General features: G+C 71.9%; 25 protein-coding genes. 9 read left to right on the forward strand and 16 right to left on the reverse strand.

Annotation, left to right across the window (positions count from 1 at the left end):
• Nucleotides 1–58: 58 nt before the first annotated feature.
• The 6 genes from BGO15_RS00510 to BGO15_RS00535 all read left to right on the forward strand — a co-directional run bounded on the left by BGO15_RS00510 (nucleotide 59) and on the right by BGO15_RS00535 (nucleotide 3684).
• Nucleotides 59–304: a hypothetical protein gene (locus BGO15_RS00510; protein ID WP_056209717.1), complete on the forward strand. Its 246-nt coding sequence runs from the start codon at nucleotides 59–61 to the stop codon at nucleotides 302–304.
• Between the two features lie 13 nt (nucleotides 305–317).
• Nucleotides 318–611 (forward strand): hypothetical protein, encoded by a 294-nt coding sequence (locus tag BGO15_RS00515; RefSeq protein ID WP_045247472.1) that lies wholly within the window; start codon nucleotides 318–320, stop codon nucleotides 609–611.
• Nucleotides 612–698: 87 nt separating this feature from the next.
• Nucleotides 699–1103 (forward strand): YbaB/EbfC family nucleoid-associated protein, encoded by a 405-nt coding sequence (locus tag BGO15_RS00520; RefSeq protein WP_162237865.1) that lies wholly within the window; start codon nucleotides 699–701, stop codon nucleotides 1101–1103.
• Nucleotides 1104–1113: 10 nt separating this feature from the next.
• Nucleotides 1114–1431 (forward strand): hypothetical protein, encoded by a 318-nt coding sequence (locus tag BGO15_RS00525; RefSeq protein ID WP_056209710.1) that lies wholly within the window; start codon nucleotides 1114–1116, stop codon nucleotides 1429–1431.
• Between the two features lie 7 nt (nucleotides 1432–1438).
• Nucleotides 1439–2815 (forward strand): ADP-ribosyltransferase, encoded by a 1377-nt coding sequence (locus BGO15_RS00530; RefSeq protein ID WP_056519780.1) that lies wholly within the window; start codon nucleotides 1439–1441, stop codon nucleotides 2813–2815.
• Complete coding sequence (locus BGO15_RS00535; protein ID WP_056209707.1) at nucleotides 2812–3684, forward strand: ADP-ribosyltransferase family protein; 873 nt, start codon at nucleotides 2812–2814, stop codon at nucleotides 3682–3684. The genes BGO15_RS00530 and BGO15_RS00535 overlap by 4 nt, the downstream gene beginning before the upstream one ends.
• A gap of 154 nt (nucleotides 3685–3838) precedes the next feature.
• On the opposite strand, the gene cofD is transcribed toward BGO15_RS00535, so the two are convergent.
• From cofD to hemE, 11 genes are all read right to left on the reverse strand, one after another.
• Nucleotides 3839–4801 carry a 2-phospho-L-lactate transferase gene (cofD, locus tag BGO15_RS00540; protein WP_045247476.1) on the reverse strand — a complete coding sequence of 321 codons (963 nt, stop codon included), beginning with the start codon at nucleotides 4799–4801 and terminating at the stop codon, nucleotides 3839–3841.
• Nucleotides 4798–6126: a glutamate-1-semialdehyde 2,1-aminomutase gene (locus tag BGO15_RS00545; protein ID WP_056519783.1), complete on the reverse strand. Its 1329-nt coding sequence runs from the start codon at nucleotides 6124–6126 to the stop codon at nucleotides 4798–4800. Before BGO15_RS00545 ends, cofD begins: the two co-directional genes overlap by 4 nt.
• A 17-nt stretch (nucleotides 6127–6143) precedes the next feature.
• Complete coding sequence (gene hemB / locus BGO15_RS00550; RefSeq protein ID WP_056209704.1) at nucleotides 6144–7127, reverse strand: porphobilinogen synthase; 984 nt, start codon at nucleotides 7125–7127, stop codon at nucleotides 6144–6146.
• Complete coding sequence (locus BGO15_RS00555) at nucleotides 7124–7927, reverse strand: uroporphyrinogen-III synthase (RefSeq protein WP_056209701.1); 804 nt, start codon at nucleotides 7925–7927, stop codon at nucleotides 7124–7126. Before BGO15_RS00555 ends, hemB begins: the two co-directional genes overlap by 4 nt.
• Before the next feature lie 10 nt (nucleotides 7928–7937).
• Entirely contained in the window at nucleotides 7938–8924 is a 987-nt protein-coding gene (gene hemC / locus BGO15_RS00560; protein WP_273188850.1) for a hydroxymethylbilane synthase, read from the reverse strand.
• 13 nt (nucleotides 8925–8937) lie between these two features.
• Nucleotides 8938–9624, reverse strand: a complete 687-nt coding sequence (hemQ, locus tag BGO15_RS00565) for a hydrogen peroxide-dependent heme synthase (protein ID WP_045247481.1) — start codon at nucleotides 9622–9624, stop codon at nucleotides 8938–8940.
• A gap of 64 nt (nucleotides 9625–9688) precedes the next feature.
• Nucleotides 9689–9961 (reverse strand): hypothetical protein, encoded by a 273-nt coding sequence (locus BGO15_RS00570; protein WP_045247482.1) that lies wholly within the window; start codon nucleotides 9959–9961, stop codon nucleotides 9689–9691.
• Entirely contained in the window at nucleotides 9954–10358 is a 405-nt protein-coding gene (locus BGO15_RS00575; protein ID WP_045247483.1) for a phage holin family protein, read from the reverse strand. Before BGO15_RS00575 ends, BGO15_RS00570 begins: the two co-directional genes overlap by 8 nt.
• Before the next feature lies 1 nt (nucleotide 10359).
• Nucleotides 10360–10785, reverse strand: a complete 426-nt coding sequence (locus BGO15_RS00580) for a hypothetical protein (protein ID WP_045247484.1) — start codon at nucleotides 10783–10785, stop codon at nucleotides 10360–10362.
• Between the two features lie 120 nt (nucleotides 10786–10905).
• The gene (gene hemG / locus BGO15_RS00585) at nucleotides 10906–12384 is read right to left on the reverse strand and encodes a protoporphyrinogen oxidase (RefSeq protein ID WP_056519786.1); all 1479 of its coding nucleotides are present in this window, start codon (nucleotides 12382–12384) and stop codon (nucleotides 10906–10908) included.
• Nucleotides 12381–13460 carry a uroporphyrinogen decarboxylase gene (gene hemE / locus BGO15_RS00590; RefSeq protein WP_056209686.1) on the reverse strand — a complete coding sequence of 360 codons (1080 nt, stop codon included), beginning with the start codon at nucleotides 13458–13460 and terminating at the stop codon, nucleotides 12381–12383. The genes hemG and hemE overlap by 4 nt, the downstream gene beginning before the upstream one ends.
• A 58-nt stretch (nucleotides 13461–13518) precedes the next feature.
• On the opposite strand from hemE, the gene BGO15_RS00595 reads away from it, so the two are divergent.
• Together BGO15_RS00595 and BGO15_RS00600 are read left to right on the forward strand one after the other, a co-directional pair.
• Nucleotides 13519–14826, forward strand: coding sequence for a glutamyl-tRNA reductase (locus tag BGO15_RS00595; RefSeq protein ID WP_056209683.1), 1308 nt, complete (start codon nucleotides 13519–13521; stop codon nucleotides 14824–14826).
• Nucleotides 14823–15389 (forward strand): HhH-GPD-type base excision DNA repair protein, encoded by a 567-nt coding sequence (locus BGO15_RS00600; RefSeq protein ID WP_056209680.1) that lies wholly within the window; start codon nucleotides 14823–14825, stop codon nucleotides 15387–15389. Before BGO15_RS00595 ends, BGO15_RS00600 begins: the two co-directional genes overlap by 4 nt.
• Nucleotides 15390–15499: 110 nt before the next feature.
• Here BGO15_RS00600 and BGO15_RS00605 read toward each other — a convergent pair whose 3' ends face one another.
• From BGO15_RS00605 to BGO15_RS00615, 3 genes are all read right to left on the reverse strand, one after another.
• Nucleotides 15500–18025, reverse strand: a complete 2526-nt coding sequence (locus tag BGO15_RS00605; protein ID WP_056519790.1) for an ATP-dependent Clp protease ATP-binding subunit — start codon at nucleotides 18023–18025, stop codon at nucleotides 15500–15502.
• 100 nt (nucleotides 18026–18125) lie between these two features.
• On the reverse strand, nucleotides 18126–19592 hold the full coding sequence (gene cls / locus BGO15_RS00610; protein WP_045247490.1) for a cardiolipin synthase: 1467 nt from the start codon (nucleotides 19590–19592) through the stop codon (nucleotides 18126–18128).
• A 93-nt stretch (nucleotides 19593–19685) separates the two neighbouring features.
• Entirely contained in the window at nucleotides 19686–19871 is a 186-nt protein-coding gene (locus tag BGO15_RS00615; protein ID WP_045247491.1) for a hypothetical protein, read from the reverse strand.
• A gap of 135 nt (nucleotides 19872–20006) precedes the next feature.
• Here BGO15_RS00615 and BGO15_RS00620 point away from each other — a divergent pair, with 135 nt between their 5' ends.
• Nucleotides 20007–21056 (forward strand): DUF4192 family protein, encoded by a 1050-nt coding sequence (locus tag BGO15_RS00620; protein WP_056209679.1) that lies wholly within the window; start codon nucleotides 20007–20009, stop codon nucleotides 21054–21056.
• On the opposite strand, the gene lysS is transcribed toward BGO15_RS00620, so the two are convergent.
• The gene (lysS, locus tag BGO15_RS00625; RefSeq protein ID WP_056209678.1) at nucleotides 21049–22572 is read right to left on the reverse strand and encodes a lysine--tRNA ligase; all 1524 of its coding nucleotides are present in this window, start codon (nucleotides 22570–22572) and stop codon (nucleotides 21049–21051) included. The two genes, BGO15_RS00620 and lysS, sit on opposite strands and share 8 nt — an antisense overlap.
• A gap of 32 nt (nucleotides 22573–22604) precedes the next feature.
• Nucleotides 22605–23276, reverse strand: a complete 672-nt coding sequence (locus tag BGO15_RS00630) for a formylglycine-generating enzyme family protein (RefSeq protein WP_056519795.1) — start codon at nucleotides 23274–23276, stop codon at nucleotides 22605–22607.
• Nucleotides 23277–23278: the final 2 nt, after the last annotated feature.

Here is a 23278-nt window from a genome sequence, read left to right on the forward strand (position 1 = left end):
ACGACGCCCCTACTATGGGCCCACCGAGCACCTCCCGCAACGACGCATGGAGACTTCGATGACCGGACCCGTCATTCGCGCCACCATCCCCTACGCCCTGGGCGCCCTCGTGGTCGTCGCGATCATCGCGATGGTCGCCGCCAACCTCCTGTTCGACGGCACCAGCGCCGCGCGTGTCCTGACCTTCGTCGTCTGGAGCTTCCTCGCGTGCGTCGCCGTGGGCTTCGCGTTCCGCGTCGCGACGGCACGGCACCGCAGCATGACGGCGCGGCCGGTGGCACGGCGCGACGACGCGACGCACTGAGATCCCCGCGCCCATGACCTTCGCGCAGCCCGTCGTCGACACCGTCGACGACGGGCTGCGCGCCTACGTCTGGGGCGCGACCGCGACGGGTATCGGCCGACATCCCGAGCGCATCACCGACCTCGAGCTGCGGCGCCGCACCGTCGCGATCGTGACCGAGCTCGACACCGTCGCCCTCGACTCCCCCACGAGGGACGTCCCGGACTGGGTCGCGAGGGAGGTGGACGACGTCGTGGCGCGGCACCCCGAGATCGGTGCCGACGGGGCCGACGCGCTGCGATCACTGCTCGCCTGGATGGTGCGCTGACAGACGCCGACCCGGCCCCGGGCGGCGCAACGCCCGCCTGTGGACAAGAGCCGTCACCCGCCCGACCCCGGTCGTAACCTGACGCGCGTGAGTGACTTCTTCTCCGCCGATCTCGATGCGGATCTGGCCATCGCGACGGTCGAGCAGCAGATCGCCGACGCGCAGGAGCGTGCCGAGCGGGCGGCGGAGCTGAGGCGGCAGATCGACGCCGTGCGCGGGGTCGCGACGTCACCGCGACGCGAGGTCACCGTCACGGTGGATGCCTCGGGCCGCCTCGCCGCCGTAGAGCTCACCGACGCGGCATCCCATCTGCCGTCGCGCGACCTCGGCCGGCTCATCGTGCACACCGCGAACGAGGCGCAGCGGCGGGCCGGCGAGAAGGCTCTGGAGCTGGCGAGCGAGGCCTTCGGCGCCGATTCACCCACCGTCGCCCACCTGCGGGGCGAGCTCGACCGCCCGGCGCCGTCGGCCGACACGACGATCGCCATCTGAGGGCGGCACGATGGCTGAACGCATCGCGATCGACGCGGACCTCATCTCCTCGCACGCCGCGCGCGTCGATCAGGTGGCCGCCGACGTGCGGGTGGCCGCCGACGCGAGCCGCGCGACGAACATGGGCAGCGGCGCATTCGGAGTGCTCTGCGCCTTCCTCGTGCCACCGGCCACGCTCGCGGCGACCATGGCCGGTTCCGCGATCGCCGCCGCGGAGGGGATGCTGACCCGGAGCGCCCGGGAGGTGCGCGGGGTGGCCACCGACATGGCCGACTTCGAGGACGACGTGGCGCGTGCGGTGCAGTCGATCGAGAAGGCGCTGGGGTGAGGCATCCATGACCGACAACCCGCTGGTCGCGACGAGGGTCGAGACCGCGACCGCGTTCAGCGGCGCGGGCCTGCTCGACTCGGGGTCGCAGCTCGTCTCGGCGATCGAATCGGGCAACTGGGTCGAGGGGGGAATGGCTGCGTTCTCGACGGCGGTCGACACGGTCGCGACGGTGTCGGATCCGCTCGGGTCGCTCATCGCCGCCGGACTCGGCTGGCTCATCGATCACTTCGAGCCGCTGAAGGGCTGGTTCAACGACCTCACCGGCGACGCCGGAGAGGTGCAGGCGTTCGCGGCGACGTGGACGAACATCCAGTCGCAGCTGCAGCAGTCCGGGGACGAGCTGACCCGGGTGCTGGGCGACCTCGACGAGCTGGCGGGCGAGGCGATGGACGCCTACCGGAGGTTCCAGACGGATGCCGCGCAGCACCTGCACGGCGCGGCGACGTGGGCGGGTGCCATGGCGACGGGGCTGCAGGTCGCCGCCACCATCGTTCAGGTCGTGCACGACATCGTGCGGGACGTGCTGTCGCAGCTCGTCGGCTCCGCGATCTCCTGGGCCGCGGAGGCGGTGGTCACCGCGGGGCTGGCGACCCCGTGGATCGTCGAACAGGTCGCGACGCGCGTCGCCTCGTGGACCGCGAAGATCGGCTCGAAGCTCACCGCGCTGCTCCGCTCGATCAAGACCCTCGCGACGCTGCTGGAGAAGCTTCGGTCGCTGCTCTCCCACGCCGACGAGCTGTTCGCCTCGGTGCTGAAGGGCGGCAGGAGCGCCGTGAGCCGGGTGCTGGGTCACGAGGGGGACGCGGTGAGCCTGACATCCGTGCGCCGCTTCGCCGACGACGACGAGGCTGTCGCGTACGGTCGGCAGGCCTGGGCCGGTTTGTCCGACGAGCTGACCCCGGCTCAGCGGGAGGCGGTGTTCGATTACACCCGCGAAGCACCCGGACCGAGCGGGATCACCTACGCCGAGATCAACGGCGCGCTGCGCAAGGGCCCGCCGTATCCGGCTGAGCTCGAGGGTCACATCCGCGCGATCGACGAGACGCTCGCCCGCCGACCGCTGACCGAGACGATCGAAGTGACACGCGGAACGGGCATCTCGCACTGGCCCTTCACACCCAAGGCCGCCGCCGGCAACACGCTGACCGAGGATTCGTTCCTCTCGACCTCCCTCGGCGGACCCGCCCAGAGCTTCGCCGACAAGGACGCGATCCTTCACCTCACCGTGCCCCCGGGCACACCCGCGGGATGGGTCGAGGAGATGTCGCAGTTCGGCGGATCGGAGCGAGAGCTTCTTCTCGGGCGCGGCCTAGAGTGGAGGGCGACCTCATCGGAGCTCGTCAACGGCCAATGGCACGTCTACGCGGAGGTGGTGAAATGAGCTGGAAAGACGACGACGTCCACTTCCGCGTCGTCAGCGGACCACCGACGTACGCGCATCATTCCGACGGCCCGGTGATCGCGGCCCCTGTTCGTCGCGGCGACGACCTTCGCGGCTACCTCGTCACGTCGGCCGATCCGGCCGGCGGCGTACTCGTCCTTCTGGCGGGTTACGACGACGAGGATTACGTCAACATCCACTCCGATCATTGGTGGCGGATCCTCGCTGACGGCGCAGCCAATGGCGTCCCGGCACACGAGCTGTTCGACTCGCTCGTGGGTACCGCCGGTCCGGAGCGCTCCGGGGCAGTCGGCACGGATCTCGTCACGTTCCCGAATACGGCCGCCGTCTCGGGCGCGCTCAACCCCCCTCGGCCCGACCGGAACTCGCGCGGCGGTGCAGCCCGTGGCCGTGCGGCGTCGCCGGAGGTCGCTCGCACCCCCGTCACGCGCGAGCAGATCGACGCCGTGCTGCGCGGCGTCGCCCCGTCGACCCCGGAGATCGACGCCCGTATCGCCGCCCTCGACGGTGCCGTTCGGGTGCGCCCCGCGCCCGAGACGGTCGTGGTCGCCCTTCCGTACGACCCCGACGCACTTCCGGCGGGAGCCGCCCCGGGCACGCGCGTGCACGAGCCCACGTTCCTGGTCGGGACGTTCCTCACCCGGGAGACCGTCCCGACGGGACCCACGATGCTGCACCTCACCATTCCCGCGGGCACCCCAGCTCTCTACACCCCCCCTGCGCCGGCAGAGGCGGGGGCGGGCACGCTCCTCCTCGCGCGCGGCCTCGACTGGGAGATCACGGAACTCGGTGCCGCCACCGTGTCCGGACGGGTCGTGTCCGTGCCTCCAAGCGGCGACGCCGGCTGAGTCACGGCGCCGCGCCGCGGTGACCACGACTCCGGAGAATCCCGCCGGAACCCGGCGTTGGCGTCGCCCCGCGCGCGACTCCGGAGTTGCGGTACGTCGAACCGACCTGAGGCACGGCCGATCGGCTCCGGCGCCTATCCCGCGAGGGCCCGGTTCAGCGGGCGGCCGCGGCCAGCGCGGCGTCGGCGATCGCGGCCGAGGCCGCGACATCGGTCATCCACAGCGGCGCGACGACCGGGGTGATCCCGACCGCGGCGACGGCCGGTGCGAGCGCCGCGTCCTCCTCGGCGAGCAGCCACGCGTCGAGCACGCCGCCGGCGGTGCGACTGCCGTAGTGGGCGGCCACGGCATCGGCCGCGGTGTCGACGCCGATCGCGGTGAGGCACACGTCGGCCATGCCGCGCACGACCGCACCGCCGATGATCGGCGAGACGCCGACGACCCGAGCGGATGTCGCGGCGAGGGCGTCCCGCACCCCGGGAACGGCGAGGATCGGGCCGATCGAGACGACCGGGTTCGACGGCGCGAGCAGCACGACGTCGGCGGCGGCGATCGCCTCGACGACGCCGGGTGCGGGGACGGCGCCGACCAGCCCGGGATTCTCGAATGCGCGGGGGGCGAGGGTCGCGCGGTGCCGGGTCCACCACTCCTGGAAGTGCAGCACCTCGCCCGACTCGAGCCGCACCCACGTGTCGGCCTCGCTGTCGGTCATCGGCAGCAGGGTCACGCCCAGCGGCCAGCGGGCCGACAGACGGGCGACGACCTCGGTGACGGAGAGACCGTCGCGCAGCCATCCGGTGCGCGCGAGGTGGGTGCCGAGATCGAGGTCGCCGAGCGTGAACCACGGCCAGCCGGCGCCCCACGCCTGCAGCTCGGCGTTGACCCGCTCGGTGTCGCCGGCGCGTCCCCACCCGCGGACGGTGTCGTTCTGGCCGCCGAGCGCATAGAGCACCGAGTCGATGTCGGGCTGCAGGCGCACGCCGCTCAGCCACAGGTCGTCGCCGGTGTTCACGACGACGGTCGCCGCGGGATCGCCGCGACGGGCGAGCGCCTCACGCACACCGAGGGTGAACTTCGAGCCGCCGACCCCGCCGGCGAGCACGACGACCCGGGTCACGCGGGGGCCTGCGCCGATGCCGCGGCGCGCGCCGCGCCCGGAAGCGCCGCCGTGATCACAGCGAGCGCGTCGTCGTCGTGCGCCGCGGTGAGGAACCAGGCCTCGTAGACGCTCGGCGGCAGCGCCACCCCGGCGTCGAGCATGGCGTGGAAGAACGCGGGGTAGCGCCACGCCTCCTGGGTGAGGGCCTGGGCGTACGACCGCGGTGCCTTGGGCAGGAACGCGACGCCGAACAGCGATCCCGCGCTCGGCACGGCGTGCACCACGCCCTCGGCGGCGAGCGCGTCGGCGAGGGCGGTCGCGACGACGGATGCCGCGGCATCCACCTTCTCGTAGACGGCGGGCGTCGCAAGGCGCAGGGTCGCGAGCCCCGCAGCCACCGAGAGCGGATTGCCGCTCAGCGTTCCCGCCTGGTAGACGGGGCCGACAGGCGCGAGCGCGTCGAGGACGTCGGCCCGGCCGCCGAGGGCGGCGAGTGGCATGCCGCCGCCGACGACCTTGCCGAACGTGATGATGTCGGGGAGGTAATGCTCGCCGGCGGCCTGCTGCAGGCCCCAGAAGCCGGCGGGGTGCACGCGGAATCCGGTGAGCACCTCGTCGAGGATGAGGAGCGCGCCGTGCGCGTGGGCGATGTCGGCGAGGGCGGCGTTGAATCCGGACAGGGGCGCGACGACGCCCATGTTCGCGGCCGCCGCCTCGACGATCACGGCGGCGATGCGGTCGCCGTGCACGGCGAACACCTCGCGCACGGCGTCGAGGTCGTTGTAGTCGATCACGAGGGTCTGCGCGGCGATCGGTGCCGGCACGCCCGCGCTCCCCGGCAGCGCGAGCGTCGCGACACCGGACCCGGCGGCGGCGAGCAGGCCGTCGGAGTGGCCGTGGTAGTGCCCCGCGAACTTCACCAGCAGGTCGCGGCCGGTGACCCCGCGGGCGAGACGGATCGCCGTCATGGTCGCCTCGGTGCCGGTCGACACCAGTCGCACCCGCTCGACGGGAGCCGCCTCGCCCACCCGCACGCGAGCGGCGATGAGCTCGGCGAGCTCGACCTCGGCCTCCGTCGGCGCGCCGAACGAGAGACCCCGGGTCGCGGCCTCCCGCACCGCCTCGACGACCTCGGGATGCGCGTGGCCGAGCAGCGCCGGACCCCATGACGCGACGAGGTCGACATAGGAGGTGCCCGCGGCATCCGTCACCCGCGGCCCCGCCGCCGACGAGACGAACCGGGGCGCACCGCCCACCGAGCCGTAGGCCCGCACCGGAGAGTTCACCCCGCCGGGGATGACGCCGCGGGCGCGCGTGAACAGATCGTCGTTGCGGTCGGACACCGCACCTCCCGGATGGATCAGAGGGACTCGCGCAGCCAGCCGGCCGCCTCGAGCGCCCAGTACGACAGCACCGCGTCGGCACCGGCGCGCCGGATCGACAGCAGCGACTCGGAGATCGCGCCACGACGGTCGATCCAGCCGTGCGCGGCGGCGGCCTCGATCATCGCGTACTCGCCCGACACCTGGTAGGCCCACACCGGCACATCGACCGAGGCACGCACCTCGGCGAGCACGTCGAGGTAGGGCAGCGCGGGCTTGACCATGACGACGTCGGCGCCCTCCTCGGCGTCGACGATCGCCTCCCGCACACCCTCGCGCGCGTTCGCCGGGTCGAGCTGGTAGGTGCGGCGGTCGCCGGTGAGCTGCGAGTCGACCGCCTCGCGGAACGGTCCGTAGAACGCCCCCGCGTACTTGGCCGAGTAGGCCAGCAGCAGGGTGTCGGTGAAGCCCTCCGCGTCGAGCGCAGCGCGCACGTGCGCGACCTGGCCGTCCATCATGCCCGACAGGCCCAGCATCGCCGACCCCGCCCGCGCCTGCGCAAGACCCATCGCCGCGTAGCGCTCGAGGGTCGCATCGTTGTCGACCGACCCGTCTGCGGCGAGCACGCCGCAGTGGCCGTGGTCGGTGAACTCGTCGAGGCACAGGTCGGTCTGCACGACGAGCGCATCCCCGACCTCCGCGGCGACCGCGGCGGTCGCGACGTTCAGGATGCCGCGCTCGTCGTCCGCACCCGAGCCGATCGCATCGCGCACGGCGGGCACGCCGAACAGCATCACGCCACCGAGACCGGCGGCCGCGGCATCCGTCGCCGCCCGCCGCAGCGAGTCGAGCGAGTGCTGCACCACCCCCGGCATCGAGCCGATCGGCTGCGGATCGGCGATGCCTTCGCGCACGAACAGCGGCAGCACGAGCTGCGACGGCACCAGCGTCGTCTCGCGGGCGAGGCGGCGCACGGCGGGCGACTGGCGCAGGCGGCGCAGTCGGTGGGTGGGGAAGCTCACGGCTGGAACTCGTCGGCTGCGTGCGGCAGCACCAGGTGCGACACCGCCTCGATCAGCGCGTCGACGGTCTGGCGGGGGGCGACGACATCGACGTCGAGGCCCACCTTGCGGGCATCGGTCGCGGTGCGCGGACCGATCGCGGCGATGACGGTCGCATCGGGGATGTGCGGGAACTGCTCGTGCACCTGCTCGGCGACCGAGCCGCTCGTCACCAGGATCGCGTTGATGCGCCCGTTCTCGACGTCGCGCAGGATGCGCTCCGTGACCGGCACGCCGACGGTGCGGTACGCGACGACGCTGCGCACGCGGTGCCCCGCCTCGATGAGCTTCGAGGTGAGCACGGGCTTCGCGATCTCGCTGCGGAGCGTGAGGATGTCGCGGGGCTCCGGCTCGAGCCCGATGAGCTGGGCGGCCATTCCGGCGGCCGAGTTGTCGCGGTCGGGCACGAGGTCGACCCGGTAGCCGACGGCCTGGAGCGCGGCGGCGGTCGTCTCACCGACGGCGGCGACCTTTGTGCGGGCGGGGATCTCTGCGCGATAGGCGACGAGCACATCGACCGTGGTGGCGCTCGTCATCGTGAGCCAGTCGAACGCGCCGTCGGCGAGATCGCGCAGCGCCTGCTCAAGGGTCGCCTGATCGTTGGTGGGCGCGAAGTTGATGAGCGGCGCGACGACGGGAACAGCGCCCTGCGATCGCAGCGTGGCGGCGACGCCGTCGCCCCACGGTCCCCCGCGGGGGACGAGAACGCGCCAGCCCGTCAGGGGCTTGGCGGCTTCTGTCCGCGCGGGATCTTCGTGCATGGGGACGCTTTCAGGTGGCGAGGCCGGCGGCCCCGCGATCGAGGAGGTCTCGCGCGATCACGGTACCGGTGCGCTCGGCGCGCGCCACGGGATCCGCGCGATCGGCAGCATCTGCACCATCGCCGCTGCCCTTCTCGCCAGCATACCCGCTGATCAGGGGAATCGCCCGGTCGTCCCCGATGCGGTCGCCCCCGCCGGGGGCGTAGACCACTGTGCGCACTCGCAGTTCATGGCCGTCGAACTCGGCGTGCACACCGACCGGCGCCTGGCATCCGGAGTCGAGACCGGCGAGCACGGCGCGCTCCGCGGTGATCTCCACCCGGGCCCGACGATCGTCGAGCGCCGCGACGGCATCGGCGAGGTCGGCGGACGCGTCCTCGCGGATCTCGACCGCGAGGACACCCTGCCCGGGCGCGGTCGGCCACTCCGCCAGTCCGAGCGGCTCGAGGTGCAGATCATGGAGCGACCCGCCGAGTCGGGCGAGCCCCGCCGCGGCGAGGATCACGGCATCGAGTTCGCCGAGGCGCACCCGACCGATGCGCGAGTCGATGTTCCCGCGGATGTCGCGAACCTCGACCCGCGGGTTGCGGCGGCGCACCTGGGCGATGCGGCGGGGGGAGCCCGTCCCGACGACCGAACCCGGCGCGAGCTCGTGCAGCGGCACTCCCGTGCGGGTGACGACAACGTCGCGGGGATCCTCGCGCGGCGGTGTGGCGGCGATCACGAGTCCGGGGGCGGGCGCGGTCGGGAGGTCCTTCAGCGAGTGCACGAGAACGTCGCACTCGCCGGCCAGCAGTGCCTCCCGCAGCCGGGTCGCGAAGACGCCGCGACCGCCGAGCTCCGACAGCGAGGCCCGCGAGACATCCCCTTCGGAGGTGATGAGAACGAGCTCGACGGGCCGACCGGATGCCGCGGCGAGCGCGTCGGCGACCTGCTGCGACTGTGCGGTCGCCAGGGCGCTGCGGCGCGTGCCGAGGCGGATCGGAGCGTCGCTCACGCGTGCGCCGACATCACGCGAGCACCTCGGGGATGGCCGAGGTCGGGATGCGCCGGCCGGTGTAGAACGGCACCTCTTCTCGCACATGGCGGCGCGCTTCGGTGTAGCGGAGGTCTCGCATCATGTCGGTGAGGTCGCTGAGCACATCGGACTCCATGGGCAGCAGCCACTCGTAGTCGCCGAGCGCGAAGCTGGCGACCGTGTTCGCGGTGACCCCACGGAACGCGGCGCCCTTGCGGCCGTGCTCGACGAGCATCTCGCGGCGCTCCTCCTCGGGAAGCAGGTACCACTCGTAGCTGCGCACGAAGGGGTAGAGGCACAGCCAGTCCTTCGCGGCGATGCCGCGCAGGAACCCGGGCACGTGGGCCTTGTTGAACTCGGCGTCCCGGTGCACGCCCATCGCGTTCCAGACCGGCACCAGCGGGCGCAGCAGCTCGGAGCGGCGGAGGCGCCGCAGGTCGCGCTGCAGGTCCTCGGCCGAGGGGCCGTGCAGCCAGATCATCAGGTCGGCGTCGGCGCGAAGCCCGCTCACGTCGTAGAAGCCGCGCACGGTCGTGCCGCCGGCCTCGATGTGCGAGACGAGCTCCGCGAGCTCGGTGTCGTCCAGCTCGGTGACGGCGTTGTGCGGGTCGCGGGCGAGGACCGCCCACAGGGTGTACTGCGTGTCGGACGCGACGGCGTCGGACTGGTCGATCGTCATGGCTCCAGTCTCCCCCGCCCGGACGCGAGGTCAAACCACGGCGACCGTGCGAAAGCCCGGAGGTTCAGCGCACGTACGTCCGGACGGCGAGCCAGACGACGCCGCCGATGGCGGCGGCCGCGGCCACGGTCGCGGCGATCGCACCCGCGGGGTTCTTGCGTGCGAAGTCGCGATAGCGCGAGATGCGCGCCTCCGTCGCCTTCTCGAACCTGCGCGGCACGTTCACCTTGTGCTCGATGGCGGCCAGGGCCGCCTTCAACTCGGCTCGGGCGGCCTCGACCGGGTCGTCGATACCGAGCGGCACGGCGGTTCGGGGCACGGGAACCTGCTCAGTCATCGGCGGCCTCCTTCACGGCGCGGACGTCTGCGGCGATGGATGACACGGGGTTGCCCTTGCCGATGCGCCGGAATCTCAGGAACCCGAGCAGCGCGAGCACCGCGGTGATCACGAGCATCGCTCCGAACACCACCAGCGCCGAGAGCCACACGGGCCACCACGACGAGAGTCCCGCGATGACGAAGGCGGCGAACACCGGGATCGACCAGAAGAGCACGAAGAGCGCCGCGATCACCCACACGGCGCCGAACCCGGCGTTCTTGGCGAGCGAGCCGAGCCAGGTCTTGACGGCGTTCAGCTCGGCGACGATCAGGTTGCGGATGAGCTGGGGAAGCTCGCCGACGAGCGTGAACAGGCTCTCGTCGTTCAGGTCGCGGAACCCGCGGGGCGTGGTCATCTCACTCCTCGGTGGCGGGCTTCTTGGCGCGCGACGACGTGCTGCGGGTCGTCGTGCTCTTCGCCGCGGTCGTGCGCTTGGCTGCCGTGGTGGCGGCCTTCGCGGACGTCTCCGCGGCGTCTGCGACATCCTTCGCGGAGTCCTTGGCCGCCTTCACCGCGGCGTCGAGCTTCTGACCGGGGGTCGACGTGGACGACGAGGTGACGGCCTTGCCGACCTTCACGACCCCGTTCCATGCGGCCTTGGGCAGCGCGGCGAGCGCCGACTTGCCGAACGCCTCGGCACGGGCGACCTGCGCCTGCACGGGATCGAGCTCCCACACCTTGAGAGCCTGTGCCTTGATCTGCTCGTAGCGCTCGCGTCCGGCACGGGTGCCGAGCACGTAGCCCGCGGCCAGTCCGATGACGAGTCCAACCTTGCCCCTCATGGGGATCTCCTCACGCTCGATTCACGGTTCTTGCAGTGCTGGGATGACCCCAGGCTATCGCTGTATTCCGTTTCCGGCATCCACTTGACCGCGCGGGCGCCACACGGGGCCGATCGGCTCTCACGGAGTGGCCGGCGGCTCCCCGGTCGGACCCCACAGCACCTGTCGACGCACCCGGTCCGCCTCGGCCTTGGCGTCGGGAACCACCTGCGCGAGCCCGGTTCCGGCAACCCATGCGCCCACCACTCCGAGGCGCGGCACGGCCTGGATCGCCGCCCGGGCCGCGGCCACCCGCTCCGGGCGTCCGAGCACCGAGCCCGGCTGCGCCTGCACGTAGCGCTGCCGGTCCGACCCCCGCAGCGCGTCGGGGGTGAGCGGCACCCCGAGCAGAGCGGATGCCTCGGACAGCGCGAGGGCCGCGGCATCCTCATCGCTGAGGTTCTCGGTCGCGGGTGCCTCGTCCTGCGCGCCGAACGACAGCCGGATCACGTGCACGCCGGGGCCTGCCGCGTCCGCGACCCAGGGCCACTTCGCGGTGGAGTGCGTGAGCGCCTTGGCGGCGTGCGACCCGGGGACGGTGAGCACGCCGGTGCCGCGGGGGGCGGCGTCGAGGGCGGGGGCGTCGACGACGAGGGTGATGACTTCGACCACGGGGGCCGAGCCTGACACCTCGGGCGCGAGGGTCGGGACGAGGGGGGCGGCGAGGCGGCGGGACTCGTGCTCGCCGACCGCGAGGATCACGGCGTCCGCGGCGAGCGTCTCGGCGCCGTCGCCGTCGACGACCACCCGGAAGGTGTCTGCGCTCTCACCGTGCTCGATGCTCGCGACGGTCGCGTCGGTGCGCACCTCGACGCCGAGCTCGCGCAGGCGCGCGACGAGCGCGTCGGCGAGACGGCCCATCCCGCCCACCAGGCCGCCGACCGCTGCCCCGGGCGACGTCGTGCGACCTCCGACGAGCTCCGCGACCGCTCCGCTCAGCGACCCCGTTCGGGTGAGGGCCGTGTTGAGGCCGGGCGCGGCGAGATCCACGTCGATGTCATCGGGATGCGACGAGTAGACGCCGCTCGTCACGGGTGCGACGAGACGGTCGAGCACCTTCGCACCCATACGGGTGCGCACGAGGTGCCCGAGGCTGCGGTCGTGGCCGATCGTGAGCGGCGGCCGCAGGCGGTCGAGGTAGGCGCGCCAGGCGCCGCCCCACCCGATCACGCGGCGCACCGACTCGTCCCACGGGTTCGCGGGGATTCCCAGCAGCCCACCCTTCGGGATCGGCGCCGCACCCACTCCGGGGATCCCGGCGATCCACGCGCCGCCGGGACGAGGGTCGACGACCTCTCCCGACAGCCCGAGGTCGTCGATGAGCTGACGCACGTGACCTCCGCGGGTGGCGAAGCTCTCGGCACCGACGTCGAGGGGCAGGCCGGCGACGTCGCGGGTACGCAGCACTCCGCCCGTGTGCGACGACGCCTCGAGCACCGTCACGGCGATGCCGACCTTGGCGCATTCCATGGCGGCGACGAGGCCGCTCGCGCCGCCGCCGACGACGACCACACGGGAGCGCGCCGCGGCATCCGCGATGCCGGCGACGTGCTCCGTCACTCGATCCCGCCGATCTCGTGCGCGAGCTCGACGATGCGGGTCAGCACGGTCGGGTCGGTCTCGGGGGGAACGCCGTGACCGAGGTTCAGCACGTGGGCGCGCGCCGCTCGGCCGCGGGCGACGACCTCGCGCACGTGCGCCTCGACGACCTCCCACGGTGCCTGGAGCAGGGCCGGGTCGATGTTGCCCTGCACCGAGACATCCGTGCCGAGCACCTCGACGGCCTCGTCGAGCGGGGTACGCCAGTCGACACCCACGGTGTCCGCGATGCCGCCGAGCCGCATGTCGGCGAGAAGGTGGCCGGTGCCGACGCCGAAGTGGATGCGCGGCACGCCCGCCCCCTCGAGCGCCCGGCGCGAATGAGGGGCGATGAACGTCGTGTAGTCGCTGCGGGAGAGCGACCCGGCCCACGAGTCGAACAGCTGCACGGCCGACGCCCCGGCGGCGATCTGCACGCCGAGGAACGCCGCCGAGACCTCGGCGAGCCACCCGGCCAGCCGATGCCACGAGGTCGGGTCGGCGTGCATCATGGCGCGGGCGCGCAGGTGCTCCTTCGACGGGCCGCCCTCGACGAGGTAGGCGGCGAGCGTGAAGGGGGCGCCCGCGAAGCCGATCAGCGGGGTGTCACCGAGCTCCGTGGTGACGATGCGCACCGCCTCGGCGACCGGAGTGGCGGCTGCCGCGACCGCGGCGGGTTCGATGGCCGTGAGCCGGTCGACGTCGGCGGCGGTGCGTACGGGCGAGGCGAACACGGGGCCGCGACCCGGCTCGATCTCGACGTCCACGCCCGCGAGCTTCAGCGGCACCACGATGTCGCTGAAGAAGATGCCGGCATCGACGCCGTGGCGACGCACCGGCTGCAGGGTGATCTCGGCGGCGAGCTCGGGGGTGAGGCAGGCGTCGAGCATGCGGGTGCCGACGCGCAGCTCGCGGTACTCGGGAAGTGAGCGGCCGGCCTGGCGCATGAACCAGACGGGCAGCCGATCGGTGCGCTCTCCGGTGATCGCGCGGACGAGAGCGGATGCCGCGGGCCCCGCGACAGCGGCGGGATCGGTGGCGGCGGCGGGGCGGGTCATCCTGACAGTTTCCCATCACCGCCCATACCCCGCCTGGGAGCGGTCGTAGACTTGCCGGGTGCTGCTGTGCCTGAGCGCGAGTCACAAGACCGCGTCGTTCGACCTCCTGGAGAGGCTCAGCGTCCACACCGACAGCGTCGCCCGGTCGATCGCCGAGCACAGCGAGTGCGTGCAGGGGGCTGTGGTCGTCGCCACCTGCAATCGGTTCGAGGCCTACGTCGACATGGACGAGCCGGTGACCGCGGCATCCGCTCTGGGTGTCGAGGCGGCGCTGCTCGCCGTCGAGGCCGCCACGGGCGTCGCCGCACACGAGCTCGACGGGGCGTATGAGCTCTACACCGGCGACGGCGTCGCCGAGCATCTGTTCTCGGTCGCCTCGGGGCTCGAGTCCGTCGTCGTCGGCGAGGGCGAGATCGCCGGGCAGGTGCGCCGCGCCCTGGCCGACGCGCACCGCGACGGCACCACGTCGACCGAGCTCGAGCGGCTGTTCCAGCGCGCCAGCGAGACACAGCGCGACGTGAAGAACGGCACCGCGATCGGCCGCGCCGGACGCTCCCTCGTGCGGCTCGGACTCGAGCTCGCCGACAGCCGCATCGCCGACTGGTCGGCGCTCGACGTGCTGCTGGTCGGCACGGGCGCCTACGCGGCCGCGACGCTCGCGGCCCTGCGCGATCAGGGCGCCGAGCGCATCACCGTCTTCTCCCCCTCTGGTCGCGCCGAGCGCTTCGCGCTCAAGCACGGCATCGCGCACACGTCCGACCTCGCCGTGCGCGCCCGCCGTGCGGATCTCGTGATCACCTGCACGAGTGCCGAGGGATACGTCGTCACCCCGGCGGTGCTCGGTGCCGAGGTCGTGGATGCCACGGCCCCCGCGTGCCCCGTCGCGCACGAGCGCACCACGCGGCGCATGGTGATCGACCTCGGCCTGCCCCGCAATGTCGACCCGGCCGTCGCGCAGCTGGCCGACACCGATCTGCTCGACCTCGAGACGATCCGGCTGCACGCCCCTCTCGAGGAGCTGCAGGCCACCGACACCGCTCGCGCGCTCGTGCAGGACGCCGCCCGCCGCTTCACGGTGGCCGGCGAACGGCGCAGCGTGACCCCCGCGGTGGTCGCGCTGCGCGCTCACGTGTTCGAGCTGCTCGAGGCCGAGATCGCCCGGGCCCGCGCACGCGGAGACGACGGCCGCGCCGAGCAGTCGTTGCGCCATCTCGTGGGCGTGCTGCTGCACACCCCGACGATCCGCGCCCATGAGCTGGCCGATGCCGGCCACGCCGACGACTACGTCGCCGGACTCGAGGCGCTGTTCGGCATCGTCCCGGCCGCCGAGGCAACCGCGATCGACGACGAGGCGAAGCTCGCGTGAGTCTGCATCTCACCGGCGACGCCGCCGCCGACACCCTCCTCACCGAGCAGCCGCTGGCCCTGCTGATCGGCATGCTCCTCGACCAGCAGATCGCGATGGAGACGGCGTTCGCCGGGCCCCGCAAGATCGTCGACCGGGTCGGCACCCTGGATGCCGCGGCCCTCGCCGGGTACGACCCGGAGGAGTTCCTGGCGGCGTTCCGTCAGACGCCGGCCGTGCACCGCTTCCCCGGTTCGATGGCGGCCCGCGTGCAGGAGCTGTGCGGCATCGTATCCCGCGACTGGGGCGGCGATGCGTCCGCGCTCTGGACCCGTGACGACCCCGACGGCGCCGAGGTGCTGCGGCGCCTGCGCACCCTCCCCGGGTTCGGCGAGCAGAAGGCGAAGATCTTCCTCGCGCTGCTCGGCAAGCAGTACGGGTTCATGGGCGCGGGGTGGCGTGAGGCATCCGCTCCCTACGGCGAGGTGGGGTCGCTGCGCTCCGTCGCCGACATCGTCTCGCCCGAGACGCTCGCGAAGGTGCGCGAGCACAAGAAGGCCATGAAGGCGGCCGCGAAGGGCTGAGCCCCCATGTGAGGCTCGTCTCGCTCGATGCGAACGGCCGACCACCTCCGGCGCCCCGACACGACGAAGGGGGCGGATGCCGCGGCATCCGCCCCCTTCGTGTCGTTCGGTCAGTCGGCGGTCGCCGCGATCTCCGGCGTCGCCGCGATCTCGCCGGCCGCACCCACACCGACCGCAACCTTCTCGCCGCGGGCCTTGTGCTCGAACACGAACTCGCCGTTCGGGGCGTCGACCGTCACGTGATCGCCGGAGACGAGCTCGCCGTGCAGGATCTGCTCGCTGAGGCGGTCCTCGATCTCACGCTGCATCGCACGACGCAGCGGACGGGCGCCCAGCGTCGGGTCGAAGCCGATCTCGATCAGCTTGTCCTTGGCCGCGTCGGTGAGCTCCACCGTCATGTCGCGGTCGAGCAGACGCTCGCCGAGACGCTTGGTGAACAGCCCCACGATCTGGCGCAGCTCGTCCTTGTTGAGCTGCGGGAACACGATGATGTCGTCGACGCGGTTGAGGAACTCGGGCTTGAAGTGCCGCTTGAGCTCCTCGTCGACCTTGCCCTTCATGCGCTCGTAGGTCGTCTGGCTGTTGCCCTCGACCTGGAAGCCCACCGGGCCACCGGCGATCGCCGACGAGCCGAGGTTCGTCGTCATGATGATCACGGTGTTCTTGAAGTCGACCACGCGCCCCTGACCGTCGGTCAGACGACCCTCTTCGAGGATCTGCAGCAGCGAGTTGAAGATGTCGGGGTGCGCCTTCTCGATCTCGTCGAACAGCACCACCGAGAACGGCTTGCGGCGCACCTTCTCGGTGAGCTGGCCGCCCTCCTCGAAGCCGACGAAGCCGGGAGGGGCACCGAACAGCCGAGAGACGGTGTGCTTCTCACCGAACTCGCTCATGTCGAGCGAGATCAGGGCGCCCTCGTCGTCGAACAGGAACTCGGCGAGCGCCTTGGCCAGCTCGGTCTTGCCGACACCGGTGGGTCCGGCGAAGATGAACGATCCCGACGGACGCTTGGGGTCCTTCAGGCCGGCGCGCTGACGACGGATCGTCTTCGCGAGGGCGGCGATCGCCTCCTCCTGGCCGATGATGCGCTGGTGCAGCGCCTTCTCCATGAAGACGAGACGGCTCGACTCCTCCTCGGTCAGCTTGAAGACCGGGATGCCGGTCGCCTGGGCCAGCACCTCGGCGATGAGTCCCTCATCGACGACGGCGGTGGTGGCGACATCCCCGTTCTTCCACTGCTTCTCGAGACGCAGGCGCTCGGCGAGCAGCGACTTCTCCTCGTCGCGGAGGGCCGCGGCGCGCTCGAAGTCCTGGTCTTCGCTGGCCTGCTCCTTGTCCTCACGGACCTTGGCGATCTTGTCGTCGAACTCGCGCAGCTCGGGCGGGCTCGACAGGATCGACAGGCGCAGGCGCGCCCCCGCCTCGTCGATCAGGTCGATCGCCTTGTCGGGCAGGAAGCGGTCGCTGATGTAGCGGTCGGCGAGGTTGGCCGCCGCGACGATCGCGCCGTCGGTGATCTGCACCTTGTGGTGCGCCTCGTAGCGGTCGCGCAGGCCCTTCAGGATGTTGATCGCGTGGGGCAGGCTCGGCTCGGCGACCTGGATCGGCTGGAAGCGGCGCTCGAGCGCGGCATCCTTCTCGAAGTGCTTGCGGTACTCGTCGAGGGTCGTCGCACCGATCGTCTGCAGCTCGCCGCGGGCGAGCAGCGGCTTCAGAATGGATGCCGCGTCGATCGCACCCTCGGCGGCTCCCGCCCCGACCAGCGTGTGGATCTCGTCGATGAAGACGATGATGTCGCCGCGGGTGCGGATCTCCTTGGTGACCTTCTTCAGGCGCTCCTCGAAGTCGCCGCGGTATCGGGACCCGGCGATGAGGGAGCCGAGGTCGAGCGAGTAGACCTGCTTGTCCTTCAGCGTCTCGGGCACGACGCCCTTGACGATCGCCTGGGCGAGGCCCTCGACGACGGCGGTCTTGCCGACGCCGGGCTCACCGATCAGCACGGGGTTGTTCTTGGAGCGGCGCGACAGGATCTGCATGACGCGCTCGATCTCCTTCTCGCGCCCGATGACCGGGTCGAGCTTGTTGTCGCGCGCGGCCTGGGTGAGGTTGCGGCCGAACTGGTCGAGCACGGCCGATCCGCCCTGGGCGGCGGCCTGGGACTCGTTGGCGGCGCCCGAGACGGCCGCGGGCTCCTTGCCCTGGTAGCCGCTGAGCAGCTGGATGACCTGCTGGCGCACCTTGTTCAGGTCGGCGCCGAGCTTGACGAGCACCTGCGCGGCGACACCCTCGCCCTCGCGGATCAGGCCGAGGAGGATGTGCTCGGTGCCGATGTAGTTGTGGCCGAGCTGCAGCGCCTCGCGCAGCGACAACTCGAGCACCTTCTTGGCGCGCGGCGTGAACGGGATGTGCCCCGTCGGCTGCTGCTGACCCTGACCGATGATGTCCTGCACCTGCTCGCGCACGGCGTCGAGCGAGATGCCGAGCGACTCGAGGGCCTTGGCGGCGACGCCCTCGCCCTCGTGGATGAGGCCCAGCAGGATGTGCTCTGTGCCGATGTAGTTGTGGTTGAGCATCTTCGCCTCTTCCTGGGCGAGCACAACCACACGACGGGCTCGGTCGGTGAATCTCTCGAACATCGTTGACTCCTCCGGCGCACTTCTGGCGCTGTACAACGAGGGTAACGACGGGGCGGATGCCGCGGCCGTTTGTTCGCTCGCGGCGGAGAGTGCCCGGGAGCTACTGCAGCGCCGAGGTGAGGCGCGCGAGGTTGTCGAGCACGGTGGAGCGCAGGGGCTGCCGCATCCATTCCTCGAGGGTGAGCTCACGGCTGAGATCGCGGTACATGTCCTCGACCGCGCGGAGGTCGGTGACGAACTCCTCGCCCCGCACGAGCAGGGAGATCTCGAGGTTCAGACCGAACGAGCGCATGTCCATGTTGCTCGATCCGATGACCGCGACCTCGTCGTCGATCGTGAGCGACTTGGAGTGGAGGATGAAGGGTTTGCGGTACATCCAGATCTGCACGCCCGCGCGCAGCAGCGCCTCGTAATAGCTGCGCTGCGCGTGGTACACCATCGCCTGGTCGCCCTCTTCGGAGACGAAGAGCTCCACGTGCACGCCGCGCTGACAGGCGGTGGTGATGGCCAGCAGCAACGACTCGTCGGGCACGAAGTAGGGGCTGACGATGATGATGCGCTCGCGCGCCGCGAACAGCAGTGCGAGGAACATCTTGAGGTTGTTCTGGAACTCGAACCCCGGCCCCGACGGCACCACCTGGCAGTCGAGGGTGCCGGCGTCGCTGAGGGTGAGCCCGTCGAGCTCGAGGTAGTCGGCGAGCACCTCGTCGGTCTCGGAGTACCAGTCGCTGAGGAACACGGCGTCGATGGATGCCACGGCCGGCCCCTCGACCCGCACCATCAGGTCGACCCAGTGGAGGCCCCGACGGATGTTCTTGCGCAGGTTGTAGGTCGAGTCGGTCACGTTCTGCGATCCCGTGTACGCGACCCGCCCGTCGACGACGAGGAGCTTGCGGTGGTTGCGCAGGTCGGGCCGCTGGTACTTGCCCTTCAGCGGCTTGACCTCGAGCATCAGATGCCAGATCGCACCCATCTCGGTGAGGCGGCGCAGGGTGCGGCGGTAGTAGGGCTTGCCGCGGTTGGCCCAGTGGTCCAGCAGCACCCGCACGACCACGCCCCGGGAGCGCGCCTCTTCGAGCGCCGCGAAGAAGTTCTCGGTCGAGGCATCCGACTGGAAGATGTAGAACTCGACGTGCACGAACTTCTCGGCCGTGCGGATCTCCGCCGCCATCTCGTCGAGGCTCGTCTGGTAGTCGGAGGTGAGGCGGGCCGCGTTGCCGCCCGAGATCGGCAGGGCGCCGAGGTTGCGGTTGAGCCGCACGACCGCGCGCATCCACTCGGGCGGGTCGGGTCGGGTGCGGCCGAAGTCGAGACCGGTGCTCTGCTCGCGGATGTAGTCGTTGATCGCCTGCTGCTTGCGGCGGCGCTTGCGCGGCAGGCGCGGGTTGCCGATGAGCAGGAACAGCAGCACGCCGACGATCGGGATGAAGTAGATCGCGAGCAGCCACGCCATGGCCGCGGTGGGGCGGCGGTTGCGCGGGACGACGATGATCGCGGTGACGCGCACGGTGAGGTCGACGAGGAACGTCAGCACGACCCACCATGTCGGGTCGAAGATGAACGTCATCAGGCCCTCCCAGTGGCACCAGCGTAGTGGGCGGCGGCGACAGCTCCGCCGTCATGACGCGGCGGCGAGCCGGCTACCCGGCGGGACGGGAGCTCAGCTGTCGGCGGGGGTGACCGGCGGCAGGCCGCGCTTCGCGCGCTCCTCCGCCTCGATGCGCGCGTAGACCTTGCGCTCGGTGCGGTCCATGCGCACGATCCCCCGCAGGATGACGAAGAAGATGAAGGACACCACGATGGTCGGGCCGATCGACCAGACGATGGCGAGCCAGTAGTTGTCCACGGGGTCATCGTACGCGCGCCGGGTGGGAGAACGCCGCCTCCTCCCGAACCGGGCGGATGCCGCGGCATCCGGCCCGCTCTGCACAATCCGCGCCCGCGGCGCCCGCCCCTCGGCGCACCCCGCGAGGGTCGGGAGATGACCGAGATCGTGCGGGCCGCGGGTGCGGCGCAGTTCCTCTCCTTCGTGCCGCGGCTAGCGGGCATCACGCCCGCGCGGAGCGTGGTCGCGGTGCCGTTCACCGGGCGGCGCACGATGGGTCTGATGCGGCTCGACCTGCCCGGCGCGGGACGCGCCGGTGAACGGGCGTTCGCCGCGACCCTCGTCGGACTGCTGTGCCGCATCGAGGGGGCGACGGCCGCGGCGATCGTGATCTACGCAGACGAGGCGACGCGGGACGCGCCGCGCCGCCCGCTCGTGCGGGCGATCGAGCAGCGCATGGATGCCGCGGGCCTGCCCGTGCACGACGCACTGTGGGTCGGTGCCCGGCGCTGGGGCCGCTACGGCGACCCGTCTGTCGGCGGAGCGCGCGCCGAGGTGATGACGGGTGCGTACGAGGGCGGCCTCGCCGACGACGCAGTTCCGCCCGACCTCGAACGGCCATTCGTCGACGCCGTGCGACACGAGCTCGGCCGACCGATGGCCGTTCCAGCTGCGCTGCGCGACGATCTGCCCGCCTTCTTCGAGCGGATGCTCGCCGACGACGACGACGACCAAGATGCCGCGGCCATCGCAGCGCTCGTGTGGGCGCTGGATCGTCCGGCGCTGCGAGACGTGGGCCTGCTGACCTGGTGCGACGGCGTCGACCGCGGCGACCAGGCCGTGCGCGCGCAGCTCGACTGGGAGGCGGACGTGGCCTATCCGATGTCGCTCGCCCGGCGCATGTGGGGTGAGGGACCGCGTCCCGATCCGCCGCGGCTGCTGCGGGCGCTGGCGGTGGCCCGCCGGGCGGCGGCCGCCGCGCCGCCCACGCACCGCGCCGGCGCGCTCGCGACCTGCGCGTGGCTGTCGTGGGCGCTCGGGCGCTCGAGCCACGCCGACGGCTACGTGCGCGCGGCGCGGGAGCACGAGGCATCCCACGGACTCGCCGACATCGTCGGACGCTTCGTGGCCGCCGGGCACCTGCCCGACTGGGCGTTCCGCGGGCGCGCCGAACGCGCCCTCGCGGCCCGGGAGCCGGTTACTTGACGAGCGGGAAGAGGATCGTCTCGCGGATGCCGAGACCGGTGATCGCCATGAGCAGACGGTCGATGCCCATGCCCATGCCGCCCATCGGGGGCATGCCGTGCTCCATCGCCCGCAGGAACTCCTCGTCGATGCGCATCGCCTCATCGTCGCCGCGGGCGGCGAGCTTCGCCTGCTCGACGAACCGCTCCCGCTGGATGACCGGGTCGATGAGCTCGGAGTATCCCGTCGCGAGCTCGAAGCCGCGCACGTACAGATCCCACTTCTCGACGACCCCGGCGATCGACCGGTGCTCGCGCACGAGGGGGCTGGTGTCGATCGGGAAGTCCATCACGAAGGTCGGCCGGGTGAGCCCGCCCTTCACGAAGTGCTCCCACAGCTCCTCGACCCATTTGCCGTGCGTCTCGTGCGCGGGAGCGTCGACACCGGCGGCGGCACCGATCGCGCGCAACTCGTCGAGCGAGGTCGCGGGGGTGACCTCGCGACCCGCGGCGGCCGACAGCGAGTCGTACATCGAGATGCGGTCCCACTCGCCGCCGAGGTCGTAGACGGTGCCGTCGGCCCACGTGACAGTGGTGGAACCCGCCACGGCGACGGCCGCGTTCTGGATGAGCTCCTGGGTGAGGTCGGCGATACCGTTGTAGTCGGTGTAGGACTGGTAGGCCTCGAGCATCGCGAACTCGGGGCTGTGGGTCGAGTCCGCGCCCTCGTTGCGGAAGTTGCGGTTGATCTCGAACACCCGGTCGAGCCCGCCGACGACGGCGCGCTTGAGGAAGAGCTCGGGCGCGATGCGCAGGTAGAGCTCGGTGTCGAACGCGTTCGAGTGCGTCACGAACGGGCGGGCGCTCGCGCCGCCGTGCTGCACCTGCAGCATCGGGGTCTCGACCTCGATGAACTCGTGCGCCGAGAAGGTCTGCCGCAGGCTGGCGTTCACTGTCGAGCGGGCGCGCACGGTGTGGCGGGCCTGGTCGCGCACGATGAGGTCGAGGAAGCGCGAACGCACGCGGGTCTCCTCGCTCAGCTCGGAGTGCAGGTTCGGCAGCGGCAGCAGCGCCTTCGCGGCGATCGCCCAGTCGGTGACCATGATCGACAGCTCACCGCGGCGGCTGGAGATGACCTCGCCCGAGACGAAGACGTGATCGCCGAGATCGACGAGCTCCTTCCAGCGCTGCAGCGCATCCTCGCCGACCGAGGCCAGCGACACCATCGCCTGGATGCGGCTGCCGTCGCCCGACTGCAGCGACGCGAAGCAGAGCTTGCCGGTGTTGCGGCTGAAGACCACGCGGCCCGCGACACCCGCGACCACGCCCGTCTGCGTGTCGGGCTCGAGCTCGCCGAAGCGGGCGCGCAGCGCGGGGATGGTGTCGGTCACCGGAACCGTGACGGGATAGGCGCCGCCCGCGGCATCCGCTCGTTCGGCGATGAGCCGCTCACGCTTGGCGAGACGCACCGCCTTCTGCTCGAAGACATCGTCGTCGAACTCGTCGGCGGGCGCGGGCTGAGCGTGCTGCTCGGTCATGACGGGGGCTCCTCGGAAAGTCGCCGCCAAGTCTATCGGCGGCGGGAGCGCCCCTCAGGGGCGGGACCCGGACCCCGCGCCGCGCGGAACCCGACATCGTCGAACACCGCGCTCGCGCGGGCGCCGCGACGCACGTCCGCGCGCACGTTCAGCGGCCCGTCGGTGAACCCGCCGCCGCGGAACACGCGCCCCGCGCTCGGGTCCTCCGGGTCGAACGGATCCCAGCACCACTCCCACACGTTGCCGAGGGTGTCGAACAGCCCGTGGAGATTCGGATGCCTCCCGCCGACGTCCGCGGGGGCGCGCAGCCCGTCGGCGGCGGTGTACGCGACCTCGGCGAGCGGGCCGTACTGCGCCGCCGGAGACCCCGCACGGCACGCGAACTCCCACTCGGTCTCGGTCGGAAGCCGGTAGCCGTCGGCGGTGCCGTCCCACCGCACCTCGTCGCCGTCGATCCGGTAGGCGGGGTCGAGCCCCTCCCACTCCGACGCCGCATTGCACCAGCGCACCGCCCGCTGCCAGCTCACCTCGACCGCGGGCCGGCGCGGATGCCGGGAAGGGACCCCGAGAAGCTCGGCGAGCTCCTCCTCGGTGACGGCGAACACCCCGATCTCGAACGGGGCCACCTCGACCGTCTCGCGGGCACGGCCCACCCGGCGTATCAGGGTGCCACCCTCGATCGCGGCGAGCTCGATGTCGCGCACGG

Origin of the sequence: Microbacterium sp. 71-23, assembly GCF_001897265.1 — a bacterium.
Lineage (GTDB): Bacteria > Actinomycetota > Actinomycetes > Actinomycetales > Microbacteriaceae > Microbacterium > Microbacterium ginsengisoli.

Coding starts and splice junctions, on each gene's coding strand:
- BGO15_RS00510 (WP_056209717.1), top strand. CDS start 59: ATGACCGGACCCGTCATTCGCGCCACCATCCCCTACGCCCTGGGCGCC.
- BGO15_RS00515 (WP_045247472.1), top strand. CDS start 318: ATGACCTTCGCGCAGCCCGTCGTCGACACCGTCGACGACGGGCTGCGC.
- BGO15_RS00525 (WP_056209710.1), top strand. CDS start 1,114: ATGGCTGAACGCATCGCGATCGACGCGGACCTCATCTCCTCGCACGCC.
- BGO15_RS00530 (WP_056519780.1), top strand. CDS start 1,439: ATGACCGACAACCCGCTGGTCGCGACGAGGGTCGAGACCGCGACCGCG.
- BGO15_RS00535 (WP_056209707.1), top strand. CDS start 2,812: ATGAGCTGGAAAGACGACGACGTCCACTTCCGCGTCGTCAGCGGACCA.
- BGO15_RS00555 (WP_056209701.1), bottom strand. CDS start 7,927: ATGCACGAAGATCCCGCGCGGACAGAAGCCGCCAAGCCCCTGACGGGC.
- hemQ (WP_045247481.1), bottom strand. CDS start 9,624: ATGACGATCGACCAGTCCGACGCCGTCGCGTCCGACACGCAGTACACC.
- BGO15_RS00570 (WP_045247482.1), bottom strand. CDS start 9,961: ATGACTGAGCAGGTTCCCGTGCCCCGAACCGCCGTGCCGCTCGGTATC.
- BGO15_RS00575 (WP_045247483.1), bottom strand. CDS start 10,358: ATGACCACGCCCCGCGGGTTCCGCGACCTGAACGACGAGAGCCTGTTC.
- BGO15_RS00580 (WP_045247484.1), bottom strand. CDS start 10,785: ATGAGGGGCAAGGTTGGACTCGTCATCGGACTGGCCGCGGGCTACGTG.
- hemE (WP_056209686.1), bottom strand. CDS start 13,460: ATGACCCGCCCCGCCGCCGCCACCGATCCCGCCGCTGTCGCGGGGCCC.
- BGO15_RS00605 (WP_056519790.1), bottom strand. CDS start 18,025: ATGTTCGAGAGATTCACCGACCGAGCCCGTCGTGTGGTTGTGCTCGCC.
- cls (WP_045247490.1), bottom strand. CDS start 19,592: ATGACGTTCATCTTCGACCCGACATGGTGGGTCGTGCTGACGTTCCTC.
- BGO15_RS00620 (WP_056209679.1), top strand. CDS start 20,007: ATGACCGAGATCGTGCGGGCCGCGGGTGCGGCGCAGTTCCTCTCCTTC.
- lysS (WP_056209678.1), bottom strand. CDS start 22,572: ATGACCGAGCAGCACGCTCAGCCCGCGCCCGCCGACGAGTTCGACGAC.